The organism is Pseudomonas sp. M5 (genome assembly GCF_016907075.1).
GTDB lineage: Bacteria > Pseudomonadota > Gammaproteobacteria > Pseudomonadales > Pseudomonadaceae > Aquipseudomonas > Aquipseudomonas putida_E.
Window position 1 is genome coordinate 1,916,880 of the sequence record NZ_JAFBBH010000001.1, and the last position, 24,697, is coordinate 1,941,576.

General features: G+C 61.8%; 22 protein-coding genes. 16 read left to right on the top strand and 6 right to left on the bottom strand.

Annotation, left to right across the window (positions count from 1 at the left end):
- Positions 1-3: 3 nt before the first annotated feature.
- Positions 4-663, bottom strand: a complete 660-nt coding sequence (locus JOE27_RS08605) for a GntR family transcriptional regulator (RefSeq protein ID WP_012315435.1) — start codon at positions 661-663, stop codon at positions 4-6.
- A 267-nt stretch (positions 664-930) separates the two neighbouring features.
- Here JOE27_RS08605 and xdhA point away from each other — a divergent pair, with 267 nt between their 5' ends.
- From xdhA to guaD, 4 genes are all read left to right on the top strand, one after another.
- Positions 931-2,385, top strand: a complete 1,455-nt coding sequence (gene xdhA / locus JOE27_RS08610) for a xanthine dehydrogenase small subunit (protein ID WP_046785304.1) — start codon at positions 931-933, stop codon at positions 2,383-2,385.
- Positions 2,378-4,777 (top strand): xanthine dehydrogenase molybdopterin binding subunit, encoded by a 2,400-nt coding sequence (gene xdhB / locus JOE27_RS08615; RefSeq protein WP_115274212.1) that lies wholly within the window; start codon positions 2,378-2,380, stop codon positions 4,775-4,777. The genes xdhA and xdhB overlap by 8 nt, the downstream gene beginning before the upstream one ends.
- Before the next feature lie 163 nt (positions 4,778-4,940).
- On the top strand, positions 4,941-5,786 hold the full coding sequence (gene xdhC / locus JOE27_RS08620; protein WP_046785306.1) for a xanthine dehydrogenase accessory protein XdhC: 846 nt from the start codon (positions 4,941-4,943) through the stop codon (positions 5,784-5,786).
- 10 nt (positions 5,787-5,796) lie between these two features.
- Entirely contained in the window at positions 5,797-7,101 is a 1,305-nt protein-coding gene (gene guaD, locus JOE27_RS08625) for a guanine deaminase (protein ID WP_115274211.1), read from the top strand.
- Here the strand turns inward: guaD and aqpZ are convergent.
- Both aqpZ and JOE27_RS08635 read right to left on the bottom strand, forming a co-directional pair.
- A complete protein-coding gene (gene aqpZ / locus JOE27_RS08630; RefSeq protein ID WP_119687520.1) occupies positions 7,098-7,796 on the bottom strand; it encodes an aquaporin Z in 699 nt (232 codons plus the stop codon). The two genes, guaD and aqpZ, sit on opposite strands and share 4 nt — an antisense overlap.
- A 121-nt stretch (positions 7,797-7,917) precedes the next feature.
- Complete coding sequence (locus JOE27_RS08635) at positions 7,918-8,673, bottom strand: GntR family transcriptional regulator (protein WP_046785309.1); 756 nt, start codon at positions 8,671-8,673, stop codon at positions 7,918-7,920.
- A gap of 314 nt (positions 8,674-8,987) precedes the next feature.
- On the opposite strand from JOE27_RS08635, the gene JOE27_RS08640 reads away from it, so the two are divergent.
- Positions 8,988-10,307 carry an NCS2 family permease gene (locus tag JOE27_RS08640; protein WP_223255092.1) on the top strand — a complete coding sequence of 440 codons (1,320 nt, stop codon included), beginning with the start codon at positions 8,988-8,990 and terminating at the stop codon, positions 10,305-10,307.
- 299 nt (positions 10,308-10,606) lie between these two features.
- On the opposite strand, the gene uraH is transcribed toward JOE27_RS08640, so the two are convergent.
- Complete coding sequence (gene uraH, locus JOE27_RS08645; protein WP_012315443.1) at positions 10,607-10,960, bottom strand: hydroxyisourate hydrolase; 354 nt, start codon at positions 10,958-10,960, stop codon at positions 10,607-10,609.
- A gap of 377 nt (positions 10,961-11,337) precedes the next feature.
- Between uraH and puuE the strand changes: the two genes are divergently transcribed.
- The 7 genes from puuE (at position 11,338) to JOE27_RS08680 (ending at position 18,289) form a co-directional block, all read left to right on the top strand.
- Positions 11,338-12,264: an allantoinase PuuE gene (gene puuE, locus JOE27_RS08650; protein WP_012315444.1), complete on the top strand. Its 927-nt coding sequence runs from the start codon at positions 11,338-11,340 to the stop codon at positions 12,262-12,264.
- Positions 12,264-12,779, top strand: a complete 516-nt coding sequence (uraD, locus tag JOE27_RS08655; RefSeq protein WP_012315445.1) for a 2-oxo-4-hydroxy-4-carboxy-5-ureidoimidazoline decarboxylase — start codon at positions 12,264-12,266, stop codon at positions 12,777-12,779. Before puuE ends, uraD begins: the two co-directional genes overlap by 1 nt.
- Positions 12,780-12,836: 57 nt before the next feature.
- The gene (locus JOE27_RS08660; protein WP_012315446.1) at positions 12,837-13,340 is read left to right on the top strand and encodes an ureidoglycolate lyase; all 504 of its coding nucleotides are present in this window, start codon (positions 12,837-12,839) and stop codon (positions 13,338-13,340) included.
- Between the two features lie 43 nt (positions 13,341-13,383).
- A complete protein-coding gene (locus JOE27_RS08665) occupies positions 13,384-14,712 on the top strand; it encodes a urate hydroxylase PuuD (protein ID WP_046785311.1) in 1,329 nt (442 codons plus the stop codon).
- Positions 14,713-14,870: 158 nt separating this feature from the next.
- Positions 14,871-16,226: a nucleobase:cation symporter-2 family protein gene (locus JOE27_RS08670; protein ID WP_039601600.1), complete on the top strand. Its 1,356-nt coding sequence runs from the start codon at positions 14,871-14,873 to the stop codon at positions 16,224-16,226.
- Positions 16,227-16,367: 141 nt separating this feature from the next.
- The gene (locus tag JOE27_RS08675) at positions 16,368-17,153 is read left to right on the top strand and encodes an outer membrane protein OmpK (RefSeq protein WP_012315449.1); all 786 of its coding nucleotides are present in this window, start codon (positions 16,368-16,370) and stop codon (positions 17,151-17,153) included.
- A gap of 353 nt (positions 17,154-17,506) precedes the next feature.
- Complete coding sequence (locus tag JOE27_RS08680; RefSeq protein ID WP_039601601.1) at positions 17,507-18,289, top strand: outer membrane protein OmpK; 783 nt, start codon at positions 17,507-17,509, stop codon at positions 18,287-18,289.
- A 112-nt stretch (positions 18,290-18,401) separates the two neighbouring features.
- Here JOE27_RS08680 and JOE27_RS08685 read toward each other — a convergent pair whose 3' ends face one another.
- Entirely contained in the window at positions 18,402-19,313 is a 912-nt protein-coding gene (locus JOE27_RS08685; protein ID WP_119687522.1) for a DUF808 domain-containing protein, read from the bottom strand.
- A gap of 132 nt (positions 19,314-19,445) precedes the next feature.
- On the opposite strand from JOE27_RS08685, the gene JOE27_RS08690 reads away from it, so the two are divergent.
- Positions 19,446-20,057, top strand: coding sequence for a TetR/AcrR family transcriptional regulator (locus JOE27_RS08690; RefSeq protein WP_039604598.1), 612 nt, complete (start codon positions 19,446-19,448; stop codon positions 20,055-20,057).
- 105 nt (positions 20,058-20,162) lie between these two features.
- On the opposite strand, the gene JOE27_RS08695 is transcribed toward JOE27_RS08690, so the two are convergent.
- On the bottom strand, positions 20,163-20,603 hold the full coding sequence (locus JOE27_RS08695) for a heme-binding protein (RefSeq protein WP_012315453.1): 441 nt from the start codon (positions 20,601-20,603) through the stop codon (positions 20,163-20,165).
- A gap of 257 nt (positions 20,604-20,860) precedes the next feature.
- Between JOE27_RS08695 and gcl the strand changes: the two genes are divergently transcribed.
- The 3 genes from gcl (at position 20,861) to JOE27_RS08710 (ending at position 24,561) form a co-directional block, all read left to right on the top strand.
- The gene (gene gcl, locus JOE27_RS08700; RefSeq protein ID WP_115274207.1) at positions 20,861-22,636 is read left to right on the top strand and encodes a glyoxylate carboligase; all 1,776 of its coding nucleotides are present in this window, start codon (positions 20,861-20,863) and stop codon (positions 22,634-22,636) included.
- 68 nt (positions 22,637-22,704) lie between these two features.
- Entirely contained in the window at positions 22,705-23,487 is a 783-nt protein-coding gene (hyi, locus tag JOE27_RS08705; protein ID WP_012315455.1) for a hydroxypyruvate isomerase, read from the top strand.
- Between the two features lie 180 nt (positions 23,488-23,667).
- Positions 23,668-24,561 carry a 2-hydroxy-3-oxopropionate reductase gene (locus JOE27_RS08710; RefSeq protein WP_039603965.1) on the top strand — a complete coding sequence of 298 codons (894 nt, stop codon included), beginning with the start codon at positions 23,668-23,670 and terminating at the stop codon, positions 24,559-24,561.
- Positions 24,562-24,697 lie beyond the last annotated feature (136 nt).

Sequence of the window (24,697 nt, forward strand, 5' to 3'; positions counted from 1 at the left end):
CGGTCAGCCTCGGGCCAGCGCCGCCAGCACCAGCTCGCAACTGCGCTGGCAATAGGCGGTGAGTACCTCGCGGATGCGCGGCAGATCACGGGCGACCACGGCGTCGAGCAGGTGGGCGAACAGGTCAAGGTAATCGAGCATGTTGGCCTGGCGCTGGTCGAGGGCCAGATAATAGGCCCGGCTCATGGCCGGCTGCAGGTTTTCGACGGTTTCCTGCAGGTAAGGATTGTCGGCAAACGGATAGGCGGCGCGCATCACGGCAAAACTGTCGGCGACGAAGGCCTTGATGTCACCTTGTTCACGGGCCTGCTGCAGGCGTTGCTGGATGTCCAGGAACGGGCGCAGGTCTGCGTCGGTGCGCCATTTCTGCGCAACGGCGTTACCCAGCAGAATGTAGAACTCGCCCATGAGGGCGCACAGGCTGCGCACGCTGCGTTCGTCGAGCCTGGTCACATGGGCGCCGCGGCGCGGCAGGATCGCAACCAGATGACGACGTTCGAGGATCAACAACGCTTCACGCACCGAGCCGCGGCTGACATTCAACGCCTGGGTGACCTTCTGCTCCTGGATGCGCTCACCCGGCTCGAGCTCGCCGCGGATGATGCGTTCGGCCAGGTAGTCGGCAATCTGCTCGGAGAGGCTGTCCGGCGCCTTGAACGTCATGGTTTTCCTTCAAAATCATTGAACTGGGCACAAGTGGACGATTGTAGCGCACTTGGCCAGCAGTCGCGCAGAGGGGCGACAGCCTTTATTTGAGCCGCCAGACAACGGTCAAGGCGGCCCGATCTATGCTTTGTATATGGGCAGGCTGGGCGGCCAGACTACCGTGCGGAGAATTTCTTGACCCTCAAGTCAGAAAATTATTGACCATCGTGTCAGCTCTGCTTATTGTCCGCTCAACAACAATAAAACCATTGCGAGGCCATCCCCGTGATCCAGTTTCTCGTCAACCAGGAGCTGCGCAGCGAGCACGCCCTGGACCCGAACATGACGGTGCTGCAGTACCTGCGTGAGCACCTGGGCAAACCCGGCACCAAAGAAGGCTGCGCCAGCGGCGACTGCGGCGCCTGCACCGTGGTGGTCGGCGAGCTGACCCAGGATGATCAAGGCCAGGACAGCCTGCGCTACCGCAGCCTCAACTCCTGCCTGACCTTCGTTTCGTCGCTGCACGGCAAGCAACTGATCAGCGTCGAGGGCCTCAAGCACCAGGGCGAACTGCACAGCGTGCAACAAGCCATGGCCGACTGCCACGGCTCGCAATGCGGCTTCTGTACCCCAGGCTTCGTCATGTCGCTGTTCGCCCTGCAGAAAAACAGCCAGGGCCACGACCTGCATCAGGCCCAGGAGGCGCTGGCGGGCAACCTGTGCCGCTGCACCGGCTACCGCCCGATTCTCGATGCTGCCGAACAGAGCTGCCGCCAACCCTGCCGCGATCAGTTCGACGCGCAACAAGCGCTGACCATCAGCCGCCTGAAAGCCATCACACCAACCCAGACCGGCGAGCTCAACAGCGGCGACAAGCGCTGCCTGGTGCCGCTGACCGTGGCCGACCTCGCCGACCTGTACAGCTCGCACCCCGAAGCGCGCTTGCTGGCAGGCGGCACCGACCTGGCGCTGGAAGTCACCCAATTCCACAAGACCTTGCCGGTCATGATCTATGTCGGCCACGTGGCCGAACTCAAACGCATCGACAAGACCGCCAGCCACCTGGAAATCGGCGCCGCCACGCCGCTCACCGATTGCTACGGCGCGCTCAATGAGGAATACCCCGATTTCGGCGACCTGCTGCACCGCTTCGCTTCGCTGCAGATCCGCAACCAGGGCACCCTGGGCGGCAACATCGGCAACGCCTCGCCGATCGGCGACTCACCGCCCTTGCTGATCGCCCTCGATGCACAGATCGTGCTGCGCCAGGGCGACCGCCAGCGCACGATGCCGCTGGAGGACTACTTCATCGACTACCGCATCACTGCCCGCCAGGACAGCGAATTCATCGAGAAGATCATCGTACCGCGAGCCAGCAATGACTGGGCCTTCCGCGCCTATAAAGTCTCCAAGCGTCTGGATGACGATATCTCGGCCGTGTGCGGCGCCTTCAACCTGAGCATCGAAGACGGCGTGGTCAGCGGGGTGCGCATTGCCTTCGGTGGCATGGCCGCTATCCCCAAACGTGCCCGCGCCTGTGAAGCAGCCCTGCGCGGCAAGCCCTGGAACCAGGCGAGCCTGGAGCGCGCCTGCCAGGCCCTGGCCGAGGACTTCACCCCGCTCAGCGACTTCCGCGCCAGCAAGGAATACCGCCTGCTGGCCGCGCAGAACCTGCTGCGCAAGTACTTCATCGAACAGCAAACGCCGCACATCGAAACCCGGGTGACCGACTATGTCTAACCATCACGCCGTCAAGAGCCAGGCCGAGATGGCCGAACTGTTCAGCCAGGACCTGACCAACGGGGTTGGCCGCAGCGTCAAGCACGACAGCGCCGACAAGCACGTGGCAGGTGAAGCGGTGTACATCGACGACCGCCTGGAATTCCCCAACCAGTTGCACGTCTATGCGCGCACCGCCGACCGTGCCCACGCACGCATCCTGCGCATCGATACCACACCTTGCTATGCCTTCGAAGGGGTGCGCATCGCCATCACCCACGAGGACATTCCTGGCCTGAAGGACATCGGCCCGGTGGTGGCCGGTGACCCGTTGCTGGCCATCGACAAGGTCGAGTTCTTCGGCCAGCCGGTGCTCGCCGTGGCCGCGCGCGACCTGGACACCGCGCGCCGTGCAGCAATGGCGGCGATCATCGAATACGAAGACCTGGAGCCGGTACTGGACGTGGTCGAGGCATTGCGCAAGAAGCACTTCGTACTCGACAGCCACACCCACCAGCGCGGTGATTCGGCCACCGCCCTGGCCAGCGCCCCGCACCGCCTGCAGGGCACCCTGCATATCGGCGGCCAGGAGCATTTCTACCTGGAGACGCAGATTTCCTCGGTAATGCCCACCGAAGACGGCGGCATGATCGTCTTCTGCTCCACGCAAAACCCTACCGAAGTGCAGAAGCTGGTCGCTGAAGTGCTCGACGTGCCGATGAACAAGGTGGTGCTCGACATGCGCCGCATGGGCGGCGGCTTCGGCGGCAAGGAAACCCAGGCCGCCAGCCCGGCCTGCCTGTGCGCGGTGATCGCACGCCTGACCGGCCAACCGACCAAGATGCGCCTGCCGCGCGTCGAAGACATGATGATGACCGGCAAGCGCCACCCCTTCTATGTCGAGTACGACGTCGGCTTCGATGACGACGGGCGCCTGCGAGGCATCAACATGGACCTGGCCGGCAACTGCGGCTACTCGCCCGACCTTTCCGGCTCGATCGTCGACCGTGCCATGTTCCACTCCGACAACGCCTACTACCTGGGCGATGCCACCGTGCACGGCCACCGCTGCAAGACCAACACCGCCTCCAACACCGCCTACCGCGGCTTCGGCGGCCCACAAGGCATGGTTGCCATCGAGCAGGTGATGGACCACATTGCGCGTCACCTGGGCCGTGACCCGCTGGCAGTGCGCAAGGCCAACTACTACGGCAAGACCGAGCGCAATGTCACCCACTATTACCAGACCGTCGAGCACAACATGCTCGAGGAGATGACGGCCGAGCTGGAAGCCAGCAGCGACTACGCAGAACGCCGCGAATCGATCCGCCGCTTCAACGCCAACAGCCCGGTCCTCAAGAAAGGCCTGGCGCTGACCCCGGTCAAGTTCGGCATCTCGTTCACCGCCACCTTCCTCAACCAGGCCGGCGCGCTGATCCATATCTACACCGATGGCAGCATCCACCTGAACCACGGCGGCACCGAGATGGGCCAGGGCCTGAACACCAAGGTGGCCCAGGTCGTTGCACAGATTTTCCAGGTTGATTTCAGCCGCATCCAGATCACCGCCACCAATACCGACAAGGTGCCCAACACCTCGCCAACGGCGGCATCCAGCGGCGCCGACCTGAACGGCAAAGCGGCGCAGAATGCCGCCGAGATTCTCAAAAAGCGCCTGACCGAGTTCGCCGCGCGGCATTATCAGGTTACCGAGGAGGACGTCGAGTTCCGCAACGGCCATGTGCGCGTGCGCGACCAGATCGTCAGCTTCGAACAACTGGTGCAGCAGGCATACTTCGCCCAGGTGTCGCTGTCGAGTACCGGCTTCTACCGCACGCCGAAGATCTTCTACGACCGCAGCCAGGCACGCGGCCGGCCGTTCTACTACTTCGCCTTCGGCGCCGCCTGCGTCGAAGTGGTCGTCGATACCCTGACCGGCGAGTACAAGATGTTGCGCGCCGACATCCTGCACGACGTCGGCGATTCGCTGAACCCGGCCATCGACATTGGCCAGGTGGAAGGCGGTTTCATCCAGGGCATGGGTTGGCTGACCACCGAAGAGCTGGTGTGGAATGCCAAGGGCAAGCTGATGACCAATGGCCCGGCCAGCTACAAGATCCCGGCCGTGGCCGACATGCCGCTGGATCTGCGGGTGAAACTGGTGGAAAACCGCAAGAACCCGGAAGACACCGTGTTCCACTCCAAGGCGGTTGGCGAGCCACCGTTCATGCTCGGCATCGCCGCCTGGTGCGCGATCAAGGATGCCGTGGCCAGCATTGCCGATTACCGGCTGCAACCGAACATCGACGCACCGGCGACACCGGAGCGGGTGCTGTGGGGGTGCGAGCAGATGCGCAAGCAAGTAACTGCCGCGCAGCCTGCCTTGCAGGAACTGGAAACCTCCACTCACTGACGCCGCAGACCTGTGGTAGGAGCGGCCTTGTGTCGCGAAAGGGCTGCGCAGCGGCCCCAAGATCTGTGCAGCAATGGAGATTCTTGGGGCCGCTACGCGACCCTTTCGCGACACAAGGCCGCTCCTACCACAGGACCGAGTCGCCCATAGAGGATTTTGAATCATGCACCAATGGATCAACGCCCTCGCCGACCACCAGGCCCGCGGCGAACCCTGCGTACTGGTGACCATCATCGAGGAGCGCGGCTCGACCCCGCGCAATGCCGGCTCGAAAATGGTCGTCAGTGCCACAGCCCTGTATGACACCATCGGCGGCGGCCACCTGGAATTCAAGGCGCTGCACATTGCCCGGGCAATGCTCGAAGAACACCGCACCACGCCGCACCTGGAGCGCTTCAGCCTCGGCGCCAGCCTCGGACAGTGCTGTGGCGGCGTCACCGTGCTGCTGTTCGAGCCCATGACCGCTGTGCAGGCGCAAATCGCCGTGTTCGGCGCGGGCCATGTCGGCCGGGCTCTGGTACCCTTGCTCGCCGCCCTGCCCTGCCGGGTGCGCTGGATCGATTCGCGTGAACAGGAATTTCCCGAGCTCATCCCCAACGGGGTGACCAAGGTGGTCAGCGAAGAGCCGGTCGACGAAGTGGCCGAGCTGCCAGCCGGTTGCTACTGCATCGTCATGACCCACAACCACCAGCTCGACCTGGAGCTGACCGCCGCCATTCTCAAGCGCAACGATTTCACCTGGTTCGGCCTGATCGGCTCGAAGACCAAACGGGTCAAGTTCGAACACCGCCTGCGCGAGCGCGGCTTTGACGAGGCAGTGATGGCGCGCATGCGTTGCCCGATGGGTATCGCCGAGGTCAAGGGCAAGCTGCCGATCGAGATCGCCGTGTCCATCGCCGGCGAAATCATTGCCACCTACAACGCCTGCTTTGGCCAGCATGACGCTGGCGTCAATGCGGGCCCCATCGCCCAGTTGCTGCCGCCCTCCCGGCGCAGCCAAGCCAATTGACGAGTGAGTTATGACCGTTACCCGCAAAGCCTACCGTGCCGCCATCCTGCACAGCATCGCCGACCCGGCCGAGGTGGGCCTGGACGCCTCTCATGAGTACTACGAGGACGGCCTGCTGGTGATCGACGAGGGTCGCATCAGTGCATTGGGTCATGCCAGCGAACTGCTGCCGACGCTGGATGCCGACATCGAAGTGGTGCATTACCAGGACGCCCTGATCACCCCGGGCTTCATCGACACCCACATTCACTTCCCGCAGACCGGCATGATCGGTTCCTACGGCGAGCAACTGCTGGACTGGCTCAACACCTATACCTTCCCCTGTGAAAAGCAGTTCGCCGACAAGGATCACGCCGACAAAGTGGCGAAGATCTTCCTCAAGGAACTGCTGCGCAACGGCACCACCACTGCGCTGGTGTTCGGCAGTGTGCACCCGCAGTCGGTCAATGCACTGTTCGAGGAGGCCGAGCGCCTGGACCTGCGCATGATCGCCGGCAAGGTGATGATGGACCGCAACGCCCCCGACTACCTGACCGATACCGCCGAAACCAGCTACACCGACAGCAAGGCGCTGATCGAGCGCTGGCACGGCAAGGGCCGCCTGCACTACGCGGTAACCCCGCGCTTCGCGCCCACCAGCACCGCGCAGCAATTGAAGCTTGCCGGGCAGTTGCTCAAGGAGCACCCGGGCGTCTACATGCACACCCACCTGTCCGAGAACCTCAAGGAAATCGACTGGGTCAAGGAACTGTTCCCTGAGCAGAAAGGTTACCTGGACGTCTACGACCACTTCGAACTGCTCGGCGAGCGCTCCGTTTTCGCCCACGGCGTGCACCTGTGCGACGACGAATGCCAGCGCTTGTCCGAGACGGGCTCGGCGATCGCCTTCTGCCCGACCTCGAACCTGTTCCTGGGCAGCGGCCTGTTCAACCTGCCCCAGGCCGAACGCTTCAAGGTAAACGTAGGCTTGGGTACCGACGTCGGCGCCGGCACCAGCTTCTCGCTGCTCAATACCCTGAACGAGGCGTACAAGGTCATGCAGCTGCAAGGCGCGCGCCTGCACCCCTACAAGTCGCTGTACCTGGCCACCCTGGGCGGTGCCCGTGCGCTGCGCCTGGATGACCGGATCGGCAGCCTGCGCCCCGGCAACGATGCCGACTTCGTGGTGCTCGACTACAAGGCCACGCCGCTGCTTGACTACCGTATCCAGCAATCAGGCAGCATCGAAGAGACCCTGTTCGTGCTCACCACCTTGGGCGATGATCGCACCGTGCGCGAAACCTACGCCGCCGGGCGCTGCGTGCACCAGCGCTAAGGCACTTTCGCCAGGCCCCGGTAAAGTGCGCCGCCGATCGCTGCCCCGATCAGCGGCGCCAACCAGAACAGCCACAGCTGCTGCAAGGCCCAGCCACCGACGAACAGCGCCGGCCCCGTGCTGCGCGCGGGGTTGACCGAGGTATTGGTCACAGGGATCGAGATCAGGTGGATCAGGGTCAGGGCCAGGCCGATGGCGATGGGTGCAAAACCCGCCGGGGCCCGAGCGTCGGTTGCGCCCATGATCACCACCAGGAACATCGCCGTCATCACCACTTCACTGACAAAACCTGCGCCCAGCGAGTAACCGCCTGGCGAGTGGTCGGCATAGCCGTTGGACGCCAGGCCCGCCGACAGCTCGAAGCCGGCCTTGCCACTGGCGATGAAGTAGATCACCGCTGCCGCGCAGATCGCACCGATCACCTGAGCGATGACGTAAGGCAGCAACTCTTTGGCCGGAAAACGCCCGCCCACTACCAACCCGAAGGAAACGGCAGGGTTCAGATGACAACCGGAGATGTGGCCGATGGCGAATGCCATCGTCAGCACGGTAAGACCGAAAGCGAAGGCGACACCGAGAACGCCGATGCCGAGGGGAGAGCTGGCTGCGATTACCGCACTGCCGCAGCCGCCGAGTACCAACCAGAAGGTGCCGATCAGCTCGGCTCCCATGCGCACACCCAAAGACGTCGACATGAACCTTTCCTCATGTAGTTGAACGCAGGAGACTGCGCAAGCCCAACTACTTGATGAAGGTTTGCTCACAAGAATCTAGCAGACGTTTGGTTTATGGCCACTCATTCAGCCAGGCAAACGATCAACCCTTGAGCGAAACCTTGGGTTTTTTCAGCAGATGCGAAAACACCGCATGCAGATCGTCCGAGGCACTCTCCTCGTCCAGGTTGAGCTTGCTGTCGATATGGTCCATGTGATGCATCATCAGGCTGACCGCCTGCTCGGCATCACGCGCCTCGATGGCATCGATCAGTTGCATGTGCTCGTCGTAAGAGCAGTGCGAGCGGTTGCCGCTTTCGTACTGGGCAATGATCAGCGACGTCTGCGACACCAGGCTGCGCTGGAAGCTGACCAGCGGGGCATTGCCGGCCGCCTCGGCCAGCTTCAGGTGAAACTCGCCGGACAAACGGATGCCGGCACCACGGTCGCCCCGCGAGAAGCTGTCACGCTCTTCACGCACCATGTGCCGCAGTTCGTTGAGCTGCTCGAGGGTGGCATGCTGTACGGCCAGTTCGGTGATGGCGCGTTCGACCATGCGCCGGGAGAAGAACACCTGGCGCGCCTCTTCGACCGTCGGGCTGGCCACCACGGCACCGCGGTTGGGCCGCAGCAGCACAACGCTTTCGTGGGCCAGGCGCGACAAGGCACGACGGATGATGGTACGGCTGACGCCGAATATCTCGCCCAGCGCTTCCTCGCTCAACTTGGTGCCCGGTGCGAGTCGCTGCTCGAGGATCGCCTCGAAGATATGCGCATAGACGATATCGTCCTGGGTACCGCTGCGGCCAGCCTTGCCGGTACGTGCAGGTTTCTTCAGAGGTTGCAGCTGTTCGTTCATGGGCTCTCGAGGCACGAAGGAAAGTATGGCGGCATTGTACACAGGCTGAGCCGTTTCTGCAGGTGGGCTTTTAGCTATATAGCCGATGCGCGGCATATTGTGCGCACAAAAGATAAAACATTATTTGCTTTCTTTGTACACAAAAGCATAATCCATCGAGCAACTTCTTGACCCGTAAGTCAACAAAGCGGCGTCAGACGTCTGCCATCCCTCGCGGAGCCACCAAGTGCATTGCGCAGGTCACTGGCTCCAAGAACAACAAGAAAGACTTGAGGAGTACCGCTGTGGAAAGCCGCAAATCCGACGCACCTACGCTGGATCTCGCTCCGCCGCTCGAAACGAGCTGGCTGGAGCGGATTTTCAAACTCAAGCAACACGGCAGTACCGTCAAAACCGAAATGATCGCCGGGGTGACCACCTTCATCACCATGGCGTACATCATCTTCGTCAACCCCAACATCATGGCTGACGCCGGCATCGATCACGGCGCAGCATTCGTCGCCACCTGCATTGCCGCAGCACTGGGCTGCCTGCTGATGGGCCTGTACGCCAACTGGCCGGTGGGCCTGGCGCCGGGCATGGGCCTCAACGCGTTTTTCACCTACACCGTGGTCGGGACCATGGGCTACAACTGGGAGACAGCGCTGGGCGCGGTATTCGTATCCGGTGTGCTGTTCATGTTTCTGACCCTGTCCAAGGTCCGCGAGTGGCTGCTCAACAGCATCCCGGTAAGCCTGCGACATGCCATGGGGGCCGGCGTCGGATTGTTTCTCGGGCTGATCGGCCTCAAGACCGCAGGCATCATCGTCGACAGCCCGGCCACGCTGATCAAGCTGGGCTCCATGCATGAACCAGGCCCGCTGCTGGCGGCCCTGTGCTTCCTGTCGATTGCCATCCTCAGCTACAAACGCGTGTTCGGCGCCATCCTGATCAGCATCATCGGCGTCACGCTGGCAGGCTGGGGCCTGGGCCTGGTGAAATTTGGCGGCGTGATGTCGATGCCTCCGAGCCTGGCCCCCACCTGGATGGCCATGGACGTGGCCGGCGTGTTCAACGTGAGCATGATCAGCGTGGTGCTGGCGTTCCTCTTCGTGCACATGTTCGACACCGCCGGCACCTTGATGGGCGTCGCCCAGCGGGCCAACCTGGTGGCACCGGACGGCCGCATCGAAGGCCTGTCGAAGGCATTGAAGGCGGACAGCGCATCCAGCGTGTTCGGTGCCGTGGTCGGGGTGCCGCCGGTAACCAGCTATGTAGAAAGTGCCGCGGGTGTTGCCGCAGGTGGCCGCACTGGCCTGACCGCGGTGGTGGTTGGCCTGCTGTTCGTGGCGGCGATGTTCTTTGCACCGCTGGCCGGGATGATTCCAGCCTACGCGACTGCAGGTGCACTGATTTACGTGGCCATGCTGATGATGGGCAGCATGGCGCACATCCATTGGGATGAAGCCACTGACAGCATCCCGGCGATCGTCACGGTGATCATGATGCCGCTGACCTTCTCGGTGGCAGACGGTATTGCCATGGGCTTCATCACCTATGTGGCGCTGAAGGCCGGTACCGGCAGGTACAAAGAGATTTCGGCCAGCCTGTGGGTGCTGTGCGCGATCTTCATTGCCAAGTTCGTGTTCCTCTGAGCTGACAATTGCACCAGAACAGGGCGCTTCGGCGCCCTTTTTGTGCTGTTAGCACCGCCCTCATCGCCGGCAAGCCGGCTTCTACTGGAGTGGCGTCAGCTTTAGAAGTTGAATAGGTCAGTGCCCGGGAGAGTGGCGAAATCGCTTGGATGCCATTCGATAAGGCCGGCGCCGTACCTTTTGTGGGAGCCTGCTTGCCGGCGATGAAGCCAGTGGAGAGAACACAAAACAGCAGACGAAAAAAAGCCCGCCAGTGTGAGAGCGGGCCAAGGACCTACGAAGATTCTTCTAGCGACCAACTAGCTCCCGCGATAGGTCGAATAGCTATACGGCGAGATCAGCAGCGGCACATGGTAGTGCTCCTGCTTCTCGTCGATGCCAAAGCGCAGCACAACAACATCCAGAAACGCCGGCTCCGGCAGTTGTACGCCGCGAGCACGGTAGTAGGCGCCAGCACTGAACTGCAGCTGGTAAACGCCAGTACGGTAATCGTCACCCTGCAACAGCGGCGCATCGACGCGGCCATCGCTGTTGGTCAGGGCAGTGTTCACCAGCTCAAGCTGCTGGCCTTCGACACGGTACAGCTCGACCTTGATCGCGCTGCCCGGGCAGCCGTGAGCTGCATCCAGTACGTGTGTAGTCAAACGTCCCATTGCTTGTCGCCTCTTGTTCAATCTGTGGGCAAAAAATACACAGCCATTCGCACGGCAAGGAACCTGCGATGGGCGGGAATGCCGTTATTAAGACATTTCGTCGGCAGATTGTACACAATTTTTTGAGCCCTTCCGTCGAGGCCCGCTCGAACGGGTCAATAGTCGCAAATACAGGCGCTGTGCCGACGCCAATCTCATTAACTGACCAATCAGGCAGGTTTCTTGCAACAGATTCTCAGGCGACAAAAGGGAAGAAATGCGGAAAAACAGGCTTACAAATGATTTCAGAAGTTGTATACAATCAGCCCATCCGGTGGTGCGACATCCCGACGCGGCCCGCCCACCCCCCGCACTAACGCACAAGAAGGAAGACTGCAGTGAGCGCTGACTATCCTCGCGACCTGATCGGTTACGGCAACAACCCACCTCACCCGCAATGGCCGGGCAATGCCCGCATCGCGCTGTCTTTCGTCCTGAATTACGAAGAAGGTGGCGAGCGCAACATCCTGCACGGCGACAAAGAATCCGAAGCCTTCCTGTCCGAGATGGTCGCTGCCCAGCCGTTGCAGGGCCAGCGCAACATGAGCATGGAGTCGCTGTACGAATATGGCAGCCGGGCCGGCGTATGGCGCCTGCTCAAGCTGTTCAAGGACAGCGGCGTGCCGCTGACCGTGTTCGCCGTGGCCATGGCTGCCCAGCGCCATCCGGACGTGATCCGCGCCATGGTCGAAGCCGGCCACGAGATCTGCAGCCACGGCTACCGCTGGATCGACTACCAGAACATGGATGAGGCCCAGGAGCGCGAGCACATGCTCGAGGCCATCCGCATCCTCACCGAACTGACCGGCGAACGCCCGGTAGGCTGGTACACCGGCCGCACCGGCCCCAATACCCGCCGCCTGGTCATGGAGGAAGGTGGCTTCCTCTACGACAGCGATACCTACGATGACGACCTGCCCTACTGGGAACCGAACAACCCGACCGGCAAGCCGCACCTGGTGATCCCCTACACCTTGGACACCAATGACATGCGCTTCACCCAGGTACAGGGCTTCAACTGCGGCGAGCAGTTCTTCCAGTACCTCAAGGACGCCTTCGATGTGCTGTACGCCGAAGGTGCCGAAGCGCCGAAGATGCTTTCCATCGGCCTGCACTGCCGGTTGGTCGGCCGCCCGGCGCGCCTGGCCGCGCTCAAGCGTTTCGTCGACTACGCCAAGAGCCATGACCAGGTCTGGTTCGCCCGTCGCGCGGACATCGCCCGCCACTGGCACGCCACCCACCCGTACAAGAAAGAGAACGCCTGATGACCGCCTTCAAGACCCTCAAGCCATCGACCTTGGACCGTGACACCTTCGTCAAGGTCTTCGCCGACATCTACGAGCATTCGCCATGGGTCGCCGAAAAAGCCTACGACCTGGGCCAGCTGGACGAGTTGAACGAGATCGAAGCGCTGCACCAGCGCATGAGCGACATCCTGCTCAGTGCCAACCACGCCGACCAGTTGGCGCTGATCAACGCTCACCCGGACCTGGCCGGTAAAGCCGCCATCCAGGGCGAGCTGACCGAATCGAGCACTAACGAACAGGCCGGCGCCGGTATCCACCAGTGCACCGCCGAAGAGTTCGCCCGGTTCACCGAACTGAACGATGCCTACAAGGCCAAGTTCCAGTTCCCGTTCATCATGGCAGTCAAGGGCAGCAACCGGCACCAGATCCTCGCCGCTTTCGAAAAGCGCATCCACAACGACACCGATGCCGAATTCAAGGAAGCCCTGGCGCAGATCAACCTGATCGCCCTGTTCCGTCTGCTGCAGCTGTAACCGGCGCGGCAACGTTAGAGCCTTATCCAGAACAACGAACATAGAAGAGATAACCGCATGCGCACCCTGATGATCGAGCCCCTGACCAAAGAAGCCTTCGCCCCCTTCGGTGACGTGATCGAAACCGATGGCAGTGACCACTTCATGATCAACAACGGCTCGACCATGCGCTTCCACAAGCTCGCCACGGTCGAGACCGCCGAGCCTGAAGACAAAGCGATCATCAGCATCTTCCGCGCCGACGCGCTGGACATGCCGCTGACCGTGCGCATGCTGGAACGCCATCCGCTGGGCAGCCAGGCTTTCATCCCGCTGCTCGGCAACCCCTTTCTGATCGTGGTCGCGCCCGTTGGCGATGCACCTGTATCAGGCTTGGTCCGTGCCTTCCGCAGTAATGGCAGGCAGGGCGTCAATTACCATCGCGGCGTTTGGCACCACCCGGTGCTTACGATCGAAAAGCGGGATGATTTCCTGGTGGTTGATCGCAGTGGTTCCGGCAACAACTGCGATGAGCATTACTTCACCGAGGAACAGATGCTGATCCTCAATCCCCACCAATAAGAAAAGGTCGATCATCGTTCGGTGATCGGCAGAGGTACATACTGTGGAAGCACACCTTCACGAATGGCTGAACCTGAGCATTCGCTGGGTTCACATGATCACCGGCGTGGCCTGGATCGGTGCATCGTTCTACTTCGTCTGGCTGGAAAACAACCTGAACCGGAGCAATCCGCGTGACGGGCTGTCGGGTGACCTTTGGGCCATCCACGGCGGTGGTATCTACCACCTTGAGAAGTACAAGCTGGCGCCGCCGAAAATGCCCGAGAACCTGCACTGGTTCAAATGGGAAGCCTACTTCACCTGGATGTCCGGTATCGCCCTGCTGTGCGTGGTGTTCTACTGGAACCCGACCCTGTACCTGCTGGCCCCTGGCAGCACCCTGAGCGGTGCCGAGGGCGTGGCCATCGGTATCGGTTCGCTGGTGGCCGGCTGGTTCATCTACGACCTGCTCTGCGATTCGCCACTGGGCAAACGCCCGGCACTGCTTGGCGCCGTGCTGTTCGTACTGATCATCGCCGCCTGCTGGGGCTTCAGCCTGGTGTTCAGCGGCCGTGGCGCGTACCTGCACACTGGCGCGATCATCGGCACCATCATGGTCGGTAACGTGTTCCGCATCATCATGCCGGCCCAGCGCCAGCTGGTGGCAGCGATCGAGAACAACACCACCCCCGACCCGCGCCTGCCGGCCAAAGGCCTGCTGCGTTCGCGTCACAACAACTACTTCACCTTGCCGGTGCTGTTCATCATGATCAGCAACCACTTCCCGAGCACCTACGGTAGCCAGTACAACTGGCTGATCCTGGCCGGCATTGCCGTAGCCGCGGTACTGATCCGCCACTACTTCAACACCCGCCACGACAGCAGCAAGTACGCCTGGACCCTGCCGGCCGGTGCCCTGGCGATGATCTGCCTGGCTTACGTCACCGGCCCGAAACCGATGGCTGTTGCCCCTGAGCAGGCCGCAGCGAAGGTCGAGTACCAGCCACTGCCAGCGACGGCAGTAGGTGGCAAGACCGCTGCCGAACAGCGCGCCGAGGACGCTGCCAAGGCGGCCCAAGCGCCTGCCGCACCGGCTCAAGCCCCAGCCCAGGCGACTGCGCAGGCCGGTGGCGGCGCCTTCGACAAGATCCACACCGTCATCCAGGAACGCTGCACAGTGTGCCACTCGTCGAAACCGACCAGCCCGCTGTTCAGCACCGCCCCTGGCGGCGTGGTGTTCGACACCCCGCAGCAGATCCAGGCCCAGGCCGCGCGCATTCAGGCGCAAGCGGTCGCCAGCCAGATCATGCCGCTGGGCAACATCACCCAGATGACCGTCGAGGAGCGCAAGCTCGTCGGTGACTGGATCGCCAAAGGTGCCCAGGTCAACTGATCGAAGCCGCACGCTTCAAGCTTCAAGCTGTAAGTCCCAAGTAACAAGCAAGCATCGAGCGTCAGGCTCCAACGCGGATCACCAAGCTTCTTCCTGAAGCTTGCCGCTTGGAGCTTGCCGCTTGGATCCGAGAATAAAAACAAAACTCGAGGTGCTGCATGTCCGAGTCACGCAAGGCGTACATTCCTGTGGCGCCACCGCGCGAACCTCTGCCCCTGTTCCAACTGATCCTGGTCGGCCTGCAACACGTTCTGCTGATGTACGGAGGCGCGATTGCCGTGCCTTTGATCATCGGCCAGGCAGCCGGATTGTCCCGTGAAGAAGTCGCTTTCCTGATCAACGCCGACCTGCTGGTCGCAGGCGTAGCCACCATCATCCAGTCGTTCGGTATCGGCCCGGTAGGGATCCGCATGCCGGTGATGATGGGCGCCAGTTTCGCTGCCGTCGGCAGCATGGTGGCCATGGCCGGCATGCCTGGCGTAGGCCTGCAGGGGATCTTCGGTGCGACCATCGCCGCCGGGTTCTTCGGCATGCTCATCGCGCCGTTCATGTCCAAGGTCGTACGCTTCTTCCCGCCGCTGGTCACAGGTACCGTGATCACCTCGATCGGCCTCTCGCTGTTCCCGGTCGCAGTCAACTGGGCCGGTGGCGGCCATGAGGCAGAAGCCTTCGGCTCGCCGATCTACCTGATGGTGGCAGGCCTGGTGCTGGCCGTGATCCTGTTGATCAACCGCTTCATGCGTGGCTTCTGGGTCAACGTATCGGTGCTGGTAGGCATGGGCCTGGGTTACATCCTGGCCGGTTCCATCGGCATGGTCGACCTGTCCGGCCTGAGCCAGGCACCGTGGCTGCAAGTGGTGACGCCACTGCACTTCGGCATGCCGACCTTCAGCCTGGCACCGATCCTGTCTATGTGCCTGGTGGTGGTGATCATCTTCGTCGAGTCCACGGGCATGTTCCTCGCCCTGGGCAAGGTGACCGATCGCGAAGTCACCCCAGGGATGCTGCGCCGGGGCCTGCTGTGCGATGCCGGCGCGTCGTTCATCGCCGGGTTCTTCAACACCTTCACCCACTCCTCGTTCGCCCAGAACATCGGCCTGGTGCAGATGACCGGGGTACGCTGCCGCTATGTCACCGTGGTGGCAGGCGCGCTGCTGATCCTGCTCAGCCTGCTGCCCAAGGCGGCTTACCTGATCGCCTCGATTCCGCCTGCAGTGCTGGGTGGTGCGTCCATTGCCATGTTCGGCATGGTCACCGCCACCGGGATCAAGATCCTTCAGGAGGCAGACATCGGCGACCGCCGCAACCAGCTGCTGGTTGCGGTCAGCGTCGGCTTCGGCCTGATCCCGGTGGTCCGCCCGGAGTTCTTCGCACAGATGCCGCAGTGGATGGAACCCATCACCCACAGTGGTATCGCCATGGCCACGGTCAGTGCCTTGGTGCTGAACGTGCTGTTCAACATCCTCGGTGGTGCCGACCGCGCGGCGCACAACGACGCCTGTCACCAGCATTGAGCCAAGCGGGGCGGCGCCGTGCGTCGCCCCTGCTCTTGTCCGTTGTAACTGCCACACCGTCGGCCCGCCGGAATGGGCCGCCCGGGGCGCCTGCGCGCCAAAAAATCCGCCAACAAAAACAATAAGTCCGGGAATCACAACATGAAGCGCATCGCATCAACCCTGTTGCTGGGCAGCAGCCTGCTGGCCACCCTCCCCTCGCATGCAGGCGAATGGCTGCTGTGGCACGGCGAAAGCCTGACCTATCTGTATGGCAAGGACTTCAAGGTCAACCCAGACATTCAGCAGACCATCACGTTCGAGCACGCCAACAAATGGAAGTACGGCGACACCTTCCTGTTCGTCGACAAGATCTTCTACAACGGCAAGCCCGATGCCAGCAAAGGCGTGACCACCTACTACGGTGAGTTCAGCCCGCGACTGTCGTTCGGCAAGATCTTCGACCAGAAGCTCGCCTTCGGCCCGATCAAGGACGTGCTGCTGGCAATGACCTACGAGCGTGGCGAAGGCGACAACGAGGCCTACCTGATCGGCCCCGGTTTCGACCTGAACATTCCCGGCTTCAACTATTTCACCCTCAATTTCTACCTGCGCAACACCGAAGGCGGCCGCCCTGGCGATGACGTCTGGCAGATCACCCCCGGTTGGTCGTACACCATTCCCGTGGGCAGGTCGGACATTCTGATCGACGGCTACATGGACTGGGTGCCCGACAACGACCAGAACAGCCGCGGCACCTATCACGCCAACCTGCACTTCAACCCGCAGGTCAAATACGACCTGGGCAAGGCGCTCAACCTGGGCGCCAAACAGCTGTATGTAGGCTTTGAGTACAGCTACTGGAAGGACAAGTACGGCATCGACAGCCGCGGCAATCTGGAGAGTAACCAGAGTGTCGCCAGCGCCCTGATCAAGGTACATTTCTGAAAACCTGATCAAACGCCCAAGTTTGATACACGCTGCTCCAGGACGGAGCACTTGAGGCCAGGCGCGCAAGCCAGTAATCTGCGCGCCCCCTCGAACAGGGCAGGATGGATCCTGCCCGCGTTTACTGACCGCTCAGTCAATGAATTCGGGCGGTTGGCCAACGCGTTGCCAGCCGGAAATACCCATTTTCAGCCGTTCAGAACGAGTCGAGCAGGAAGGTTGTAGCCAATCTGGGAAGTTGGCGCAGCTCTTGCCAAACAACTGTGGCCAATCGAAAAAAGCTGACTCAAAAGACAAAAAAAGCGCCAATACCGAGCGCTGACAACAGACCAATCAAGGGAGCGACACTCGCAATGCGTACCATCAATAGCCTGATTCTCGCGGGCGGCCTGCTGGCCTGCGGCACCACCTACGCCGATGACCTGCTGCAGTGGCAGAACAACAGCCTGACCTACCTGTGGGGCAAGAACTTCAAGGTCAACCCGGCGATCCAGCAAACCGTCACCTTCGAGCACGCCGATGGCTGGAAGTACGGCGACAACTTCGTCTTCGTCGACAAGATCTTCTACAACGGCAAGAAGGACTCGGGTAACGGCGACAACACCTACTACGGTGAAATCAGCCCGCGCCTGTCGTTCGGCAAGATCTTCGACCAGAAGCTGGCATTCGGCCCGGTCAAGGACGTGCTGCTGGCAATGACCTATGAGTTTGGCGAGGGTGATACCGAGTCCTACCTGATCGGCCCTGGCTTCGACCTGGACATCCCGGGCTTCGACTACTTCCAGCTGAACTTCTACCAGCGCACCACCGACGGCAGCCGGGCCGGTGACAACGTCTGGCAGATCACCCCGGTGTGGTCGTACACCATCCCTGTGGGCTCCTCCGACATCCTCATCGACGGCTTCATGGACTGGGTGGTCGACAACGACGAGAACCGCCGCGGTACCTACCAGGCCAACCTGCACTTCAACCCGCAGGTCAAATATGACCTGGGCAAGGCGTTGCACCTGGGCGAGAAGCAGCTGTATGTGGGCTTTGAGTACGACTACTGGAAGAACAAGTACGGCATCAAGGATTCCGACGGGTTCACCACCGACCAGAACACTGCAAGCTTCCTGGTCAAGGTTCACTTCTGATCCTGGGGGCTGCTGTGCAGCCCCATCGCGACACAAGGCCGATCCTACAATGATCGCCGTAGGAGCGGCCTTGTGTCGCGAAAGGGCCGCAAAGCGGCCCAATTCACCTTCATCAAGCCGGGCGCAGTACCCGCCACAACTTGCCCAATCCGCTGACCACCGCCAACACCACGGCCCCCGCAACAATCCCCACCCCACCATTGAGCAACGCTCCAGTAAGCGCCCCACCCCGCCCTTCACTGAACGCCTCGATGGCATGATGCAGCGGCGCAACACCGTGTACCAGAATCCCGCCACCGACCAGGAACATCGCCGCAGTCCCGATCACCGACAGGCTTTTCATCATGTAGGGCGCCGCCCGCAGAATGCCGTTGCCCACCACCTGGGCCGCTTTCGAGGCTTTCTGAGTCATCCACAAGCCCAGGTCATCGAGCTTGACGATACCGCCCACCAACCCATAGACACCCACGGTCATGACGATCGCAATGCCCGACAGCACGATGATCTGCTGAGTCAGCGGCGCATCGGCCACAGTGCCCAAGGTGATGGCGATGATTTCTGCCGATAGGATGAAGTCGGTGCGCACCGCCCCCTTGATCTTGGTCTTCTCAAAGGCCACCAGGTCGACGTTCGCATCGGCAACGGCTTCGCTGCGCGCACTGTGCTCGGCAGCATCCTCCTCCTTGCTGTGCAAGAACTTGTGCGCCAGCTTTTCGAAGCCTTCGAAACACAGGTACGCACCACCGATCATCAGCAGCGGCGTCACCGCCCATGGGATGAACGCGCTGATCAGCAGCGCCGCCGGCACCAGGATCGCCTTGTTGACGAACGAGCCCTTGGCCACCGCCCACACCACCGGGATCTCGCGCTCGGCGCGCACACCGGTGACCTGCTGGGCGTTGAGTGCCAGGTCGTCGCCCAGCACACCTGCGGTTTTCTTCGCCGCCACCTTGGTCATCAAAGAGACATCGTCGAGTACCGTGGCAATGTCGTCGATCAGTACCAGTAAACTGCTTCCTGCCATGTCTGCCTGTTTCCCGTGAAATGAATGGGCCGGAGTCTAGCCCAAAGTCGCTGCCTTGAGCGCCCCTCGAGCCCGGTGCTACCATGCCCGATCCCTCTTAGAGGTGGCCAGACACGAGGAAGATCCCTGACCATGAGCACCATTCGCGAGCGCAACAAGGAACTGATCCTGCGCGCGGCCAGCGAGGAATTCGCCGACAAGGGCTTCGCCGCCACCAAGACCAGCGATATCGCGGCCAAGGCCGGCCTGCCCAAGCCGAACGTGTATTACTACTTCAAGTCCAAGGACAACCTCTACCGCGAGGTCCTGGAGAGCATCATCGCGCCGATCATGCAGGCGTCCACGCCGTTCAATGCCGACGGCGACCCCAAGGAAGTGCTGAGTGCCTACATCCGCTCGAAGATCCGCATTTCGCGCGACCTGCCGCATGCCTCGAAGGTGTTCGCCAGCGAGATCATGCACGGTGCGCCGCACCTCTCGCCCAACCAGGTGGAACAGCTCAACGAGCAGGCCCGCCACAACATCGAGTGCATCGAGCGCTGGATCGAGCGCGGGCAGATTGCCAAGGTCGACGCGCACCACCTGATGTTCAGCATCTGGGCGGCGACTCAGACCTATGCCGATTTCGATTGGCAGATTTCGGTGATCACCGGCAAGGCCAAGCTGGCCGACAGTGATTACGAAGCAGCAGCCGAGACCATCATTCGGCTGGTGCTCAAAGGCTGTGAACCCGAGGCGGCCTGACAAGGCCAGTGGGGCTGCTCTGCAGCCCTCTCGCGACACAAGGCCGCTGTAGGAGCGGCCTCGTGTCGCGATAGGGCCGCAACGCGGCCCCGGCAATTTAAAGCCTTACGCAGCTACACCGGCATCCGCCGTCAACCCCGCCTCTTCGATCGCACTGATCGCACACTGCTCGTCGATATCCGACGTATCGCCGCTGATCCCTACGGCACCCAGCACCTTGCCGTCCTGATCGCGGATCAGCACGCCACCTGGTGCCGGCACCACCGGCCGCTCACCCACACCATTCAACGCAGCAAAAAACGCCGGCCGCTGCTGCGCATCCAGCGCCAGCAAGCGCGAGCCCTTGCCCAGGGCAATCGCGCCCCAGGCCTTGCCCGTGGCCACCTCAGGGCGAATCAGGCTGGCGCCATCTTCGCGCTGCAGGGCCAGCACATGCCCACCGGCGTCCAGCACCACCACCGTCAACGGCGCAGCATTGATCTTGCGGCCCGCCGCCAGCGCTGCGTTCACCAGGCTGACAGCGACTTTCAGGTTCAAAGCGTTCATGGAAAGGTCCTCTTCTTGTTGTGAGAAGCCCGGAGGGCAGTTGAAAATCGATCACTCAAATAGAACACAACTGCAACCACTTTTGTATACAATAAATTGAAACGATCGTATGCGATGACGCAAATCGCCGTTTTCATGGGCGCTCGGACGAAAGCAACCTCCCCCGATGAAAACCCATTGACCTGAACCGCCAGCCGTGAATACACTCTGGCACAAAGCAAGTTGTATACAATTACAAAATCGATGAGGCACAACCCATGAGCAAAATGAGAGCAATCGATGCAGCCGTTCTGGTCATGCGCCGTGAAGGTGTAGATACCGCGTTCGGCATCCCAGGGGCTGCCATCAACCCGTTGTACTCGGCCCTGAAAAAAGTCGGTGGCATCGATCACGTCCTCGCTCGTCACGTTGAAGGCGCCTCGCACATGGCCGAGGGTTACACCCGCGCCAACCCAGGCAACATCGGCGTGTGCATCGGCACCTCCGGCCCCGCCGGCACCGACATGGTCACCGGCCTGTACAGCGCATCGGCCGACTCCATCCCGATTCTCTGCATCACCGGCCAGGCGCCACGTGCCCGTCTGCACAAAGAAGACTTCCAGGCTGTCGACATCACCAGCATCGTCAAGCCCGTCACTAAGTGGGCGACCACCGTTCTGGAACCAGGCCAAGTGCCTTATGCCTTCCAGAAAGCCTTCTACGAAATGCGTACCGGCCGCCCAGGCCCTGTGCTGATCGACCTGCCGTTCGACGTGCAGATGGCCGAAATCGAATTCGACATCGACGCCTACGAGCCGCTGGTCGTCAACAAACCGTCCGCCACTCGCGTACAGGCTGAAAAAGCCCTGGCCCTGCTCAACGACGCCGAGCGCCCGCTGCTGGTGGCCGGTGGCGGCATCATCAACGCCGACGCCAGCGACAAGCTGGTGGAGTTCGCCGAACTGACCGGCGTGCCCGTGATCCCTACCCTGATGGGCTGGGGCACCATCCCGGACGACCACGCCCAGATGGTCGGCATGGTCGGCCTGCAGACCTCGCACCGCTACGGCAACGCCACCCTGCTCAAGTCCGACCTGGTGTTCGGTATCGGTAACCGTTGGGCCAACCGCCACACCGGTTCCGTTGACGTTTACACCGAAGGCCGCAAGTTCGTTCACGTCGACATCGAGCCCACCCAGATCGGCCGCGTGTTCACCCCGGACCTGGGTATCGTTTCCGACGCAGGCCTGGCGCTGGACGTGTTCATCGAAGTGGCCCGCGAGTGGAAAGCCGCCGGCAAGCTGCAGTGCCGCAAGGCCTGGCTGGAAGACTGCCAGCAGCGTAAATCGAGCCTGCAGCGCAAGACTCACTTCGACAACGTGCCGGTCAAGCCGCAGCGCGTTTACGAAGAGATGAACCAGGTGTTCGGCAAGGACACCTGCTACGTCAGCACCATTGGCCTGTCGCAAATTGCCGGTGCACAGTTCCTGCACGTGTACAAGCCACGTCACTGGATCAACTGTGGCCAGGCCGGCCCGCTCGGCTGGACCATCCCGGCGGCACTGGGTGTGGTCAAGGCCGACCCGAAACGCAAGGTTGTGGCACTGTCGGGTGACTACGACTTCCAGTTCATGATCGAAGAGCTGGCCGTGGGCGCGCAGTTCAACCTGCCGTACGTACACGTGCTGGTGAACAACGCCTACCTGGGCCTGATCCGTCAGGCGCAGCGTGGCTTCGACATGGATTACTGTGTACAACTGGCGTTCGAGAACATCAACTCCACCGACGCCGCCACCTACGGTGTCGATCACGTCGCCGTGGTCGAAGGCCTGGGCTGCAAAGCCATCCGTGTCTTCGAGCCAGGTGAGATCGCCCCGGCCCTGCTCAAGGCACAGAAGATGGCCGAAGAGTTCCGAGTACCGGTCGTGGTGGAAGTGATTCTGGAGCGTGTGACCAACATTTCCATGGGCACCGAGATCAACGCGGTCAATGAGTTCGAAGACCTGGCGCTGGTCGGCAACGACGCGCCAACCGCCATCTCGATGCTGGACTGATCGCCTGACGCCCCCGTGCTGCGCCCTACCTGAGGGCGCCGGGGGCCTTCATCGCAAGGAGACACATCATGCCTCGCTTCGCTGCCAACCTGTCCATGCTGTTCACCGAACAGGACTTCCTGGCCCGCTTCAAGGCTGCCGCCGATGCTGGTTTCAGCGGCGTCGAATACCTCTTCCCGTACGACTTCAGCGCTGCCGAAATCAAGCAGCAGCTCGACGCCCACGGCCTGACCCAGGTGCTGTTCAACCTGCCGGCCGGTGATTGGGGCAAAGGTGAGCGCGGAATCGCCTGCCATCCCGACCGCGTCGAAGAATTCCGCGCCGGTGTCGACAAGGCCATCGAATACGCCAAGGTACTGGGCAACACCCAGGTCAACTGCCTGGCCGGCATTCGCCCGCAAGGCCTGCAGTGCGCCGACGTGCGCAAGACCTTTGTCGACAACCTGAAGTTCGCTGCCGACAAGCTCAAAGCCGCTGGCATTCGCCTGGTCATGGAAATGATCAACACCCGCGACATCCCGGGCTTCTACCTGAACACCACCCGGCAGGCCCTGGAAATCCAGGCCGAAGTGGGCAGCGACAACCTGTTCCTGCAATACGACATCTACCACATGCAGATCATGGAAGGTGACCTGGCTCGCACCATGGAAGCCAACCTGAAACTGATCAACCACATCCAGCTGGCCGACAACCCGGGCCGTAACGAACCGGGTACCGGCGAGATCAACTACCGCTTCCTGTTCGAACACCTGGACCGCATCGGTTACCAGGGTTGGGTAGGCGCGGAGTACAAGCCGCTGACCACCACCGAAGCAGGCCTGGGCTGGCTGAAGACACACAACGCAATCTAAGAACGCTCGCAGAACCTGCTGTAGGAGCGGCCTTGTGTCGCGAAGGGCTGCAAAGCAGCCCCGGCAGATTGCCTGCGCAACTGAGATCGAGGGGCCACTGCGCGCCCCTTCGCGACCCAAGGCCGCCCCTACAGGGGGCCGAGTCGCCTGCTTACATAAATATAAAAGAGGTAATTTCTCATGGCTAAAATCGGTTTCCTCGGCACCGGCATCATGGGCAAGCCCATGGCTCAGAACCTGCAAAAAGCAGGTCACAGCATTTTCGTTTCCACCCACCACGAGGCCGCACCGGCTGACCTGATCGCCGCTGGCGCAGTGGCGCTGGCCAACCCGAAAGAGGTTGCCCAGGAAGCCGAGTTCATCATCGTCATGGTGCCGGACACCCCGCAGGTCGAAAGCGTACTGTTCGACCAGAACGGTGTCGCCGAAGGCGTGGGCCCGAACAAGGTGGTGATCGACATGAGCTCGATCTCGCCGACCGCCACCAAGGCCTTTGCCGAGAAGATCAAGGCCACCGGTGCCGCCTACCTCGACGCACCAGTGTCCGGTGGTGAAGTCGGTGCCAAGGCCGCGACCCTGAGCATCATGGTCGGTGGCTGCCCGAACGCCTTCGAACGCGCCCTGCCGCTGTTCGAAGCCATGGGCAAGAACATCACCCGCGTCGGCGGCAACGGTGACGGCCAGACGGCCAAGGTCGCCAACCAGATCATCGTCGCCCTGAACATCCAGGCCGTCAGCGAAGCTCTGCTGTTCGCGGCCAAGAACGGTGCAGACCCTGCCAAGGTGCGTGAAGCGCTGATGGGCGGCTTCGCCTCCTCGAAGATCCTCGAAGTGCATGCCGAACGCATGATCAAAGGCACCTTCGACCCAGGCTTCCGCATCAACCTGCACCAGAAAGACCTGAACCTGGCCCTGCAAGGCGCCAAGGAGCTGGGCATCAACCTGCCCAACACCTCCAACGCCCAGCAAGTGTTCAGCACCTGCGTGGCACTGGGCGGCGGCAACTGGGACCACTCGGCGCTGATCAAAGGCCTGGAGCACATGGCCAACTTCTCGATCCGCGGCGAGAAATAAGCTTCAAGCTGTAAGCCTCAAGCGGCAAGTAAAAGCAGGTCTGCTTTTACTTGCGGCTTGTAGCTTGAAGCTTGCAGCTCTGGGGACCGCCCCTGGTTCGGCCTGCACGGAGGCAGTTCCAGGGGCGTTTTCGATT

Coding starts and splice junctions, on each gene's coding strand:
- gcl (WP_115274207.1), top strand. CDS start 20,861: ATGAGCAAAATGAGAGCAATCGATGCAGCCGTTCTGGTCATGCGCCGT.
- JOE27_RS08680 (WP_039601601.1), top strand. CDS start 17,507: ATGCGTACCATCAATAGCCTGATTCTCGCGGGCGGCCTGCTGGCCTGC.
- xdhB (WP_115274212.1), top strand. CDS start 2,378: ATGTCTAACCATCACGCCGTCAAGAGCCAGGCCGAGATGGCCGAACTG.
- JOE27_RS08685 (WP_119687522.1), bottom strand. CDS start 19,313: ATGGCAGGAAGCAGTTTACTGGTACTGATCGACGACATTGCCACGGTA.
- JOE27_RS08690 (WP_039604598.1), top strand. CDS start 19,446: ATGAGCACCATTCGCGAGCGCAACAAGGAACTGATCCTGCGCGCGGCC.
- uraH (WP_012315443.1), bottom strand. CDS start 10,960: ATGGGACGTTTGACTACACACGTACTGGATGCAGCTCACGGCTGCCCG.
- JOE27_RS08605 (WP_012315435.1), bottom strand. CDS start 663: ATGACGTTCAAGGCGCCGGACAGCCTCTCCGAGCAGATTGCCGACTAC.
- JOE27_RS08695 (WP_012315453.1), bottom strand. CDS start 20,603: ATGAACGCTTTGAACCTGAAAGTCGCTGTCAGCCTGGTGAACGCAGCG.
- JOE27_RS08635 (WP_046785309.1), bottom strand. CDS start 8,673: ATGAACGAACAGCTGCAACCTCTGAAGAAACCTGCACGTACCGGCAAG.
- uraD (WP_012315445.1), top strand. CDS start 12,264: ATGACCGCCTTCAAGACCCTCAAGCCATCGACCTTGGACCGTGACACC.
- JOE27_RS08670 (WP_039601600.1), top strand. CDS start 14,871: ATGTCCGAGTCACGCAAGGCGTACATTCCTGTGGCGCCACCGCGCGAA.
- hyi (WP_012315455.1), top strand. CDS start 22,705: ATGCCTCGCTTCGCTGCCAACCTGTCCATGCTGTTCACCGAACAGGAC.
- aqpZ (WP_119687520.1), bottom strand. CDS start 7,796: ATGTCGACGTCTTTGGGTGTGCGCATGGGAGCCGAGCTGATCGGCACC.
- JOE27_RS08660 (WP_012315446.1), top strand. CDS start 12,837: ATGCGCACCCTGATGATCGAGCCCCTGACCAAAGAAGCCTTCGCCCCC.
- xdhC (WP_046785306.1), top strand. CDS start 4,941: ATGCACCAATGGATCAACGCCCTCGCCGACCACCAGGCCCGCGGCGAA.
- guaD (WP_115274211.1), top strand. CDS start 5,797: ATGACCGTTACCCGCAAAGCCTACCGTGCCGCCATCCTGCACAGCATC.
- JOE27_RS08710 (WP_039603965.1), top strand. CDS start 23,668: ATGGCTAAAATCGGTTTCCTCGGCACCGGCATCATGGGCAAGCCCATG.
- JOE27_RS08675 (WP_012315449.1), top strand. CDS start 16,368: ATGAAGCGCATCGCATCAACCCTGTTGCTGGGCAGCAGCCTGCTGGCC.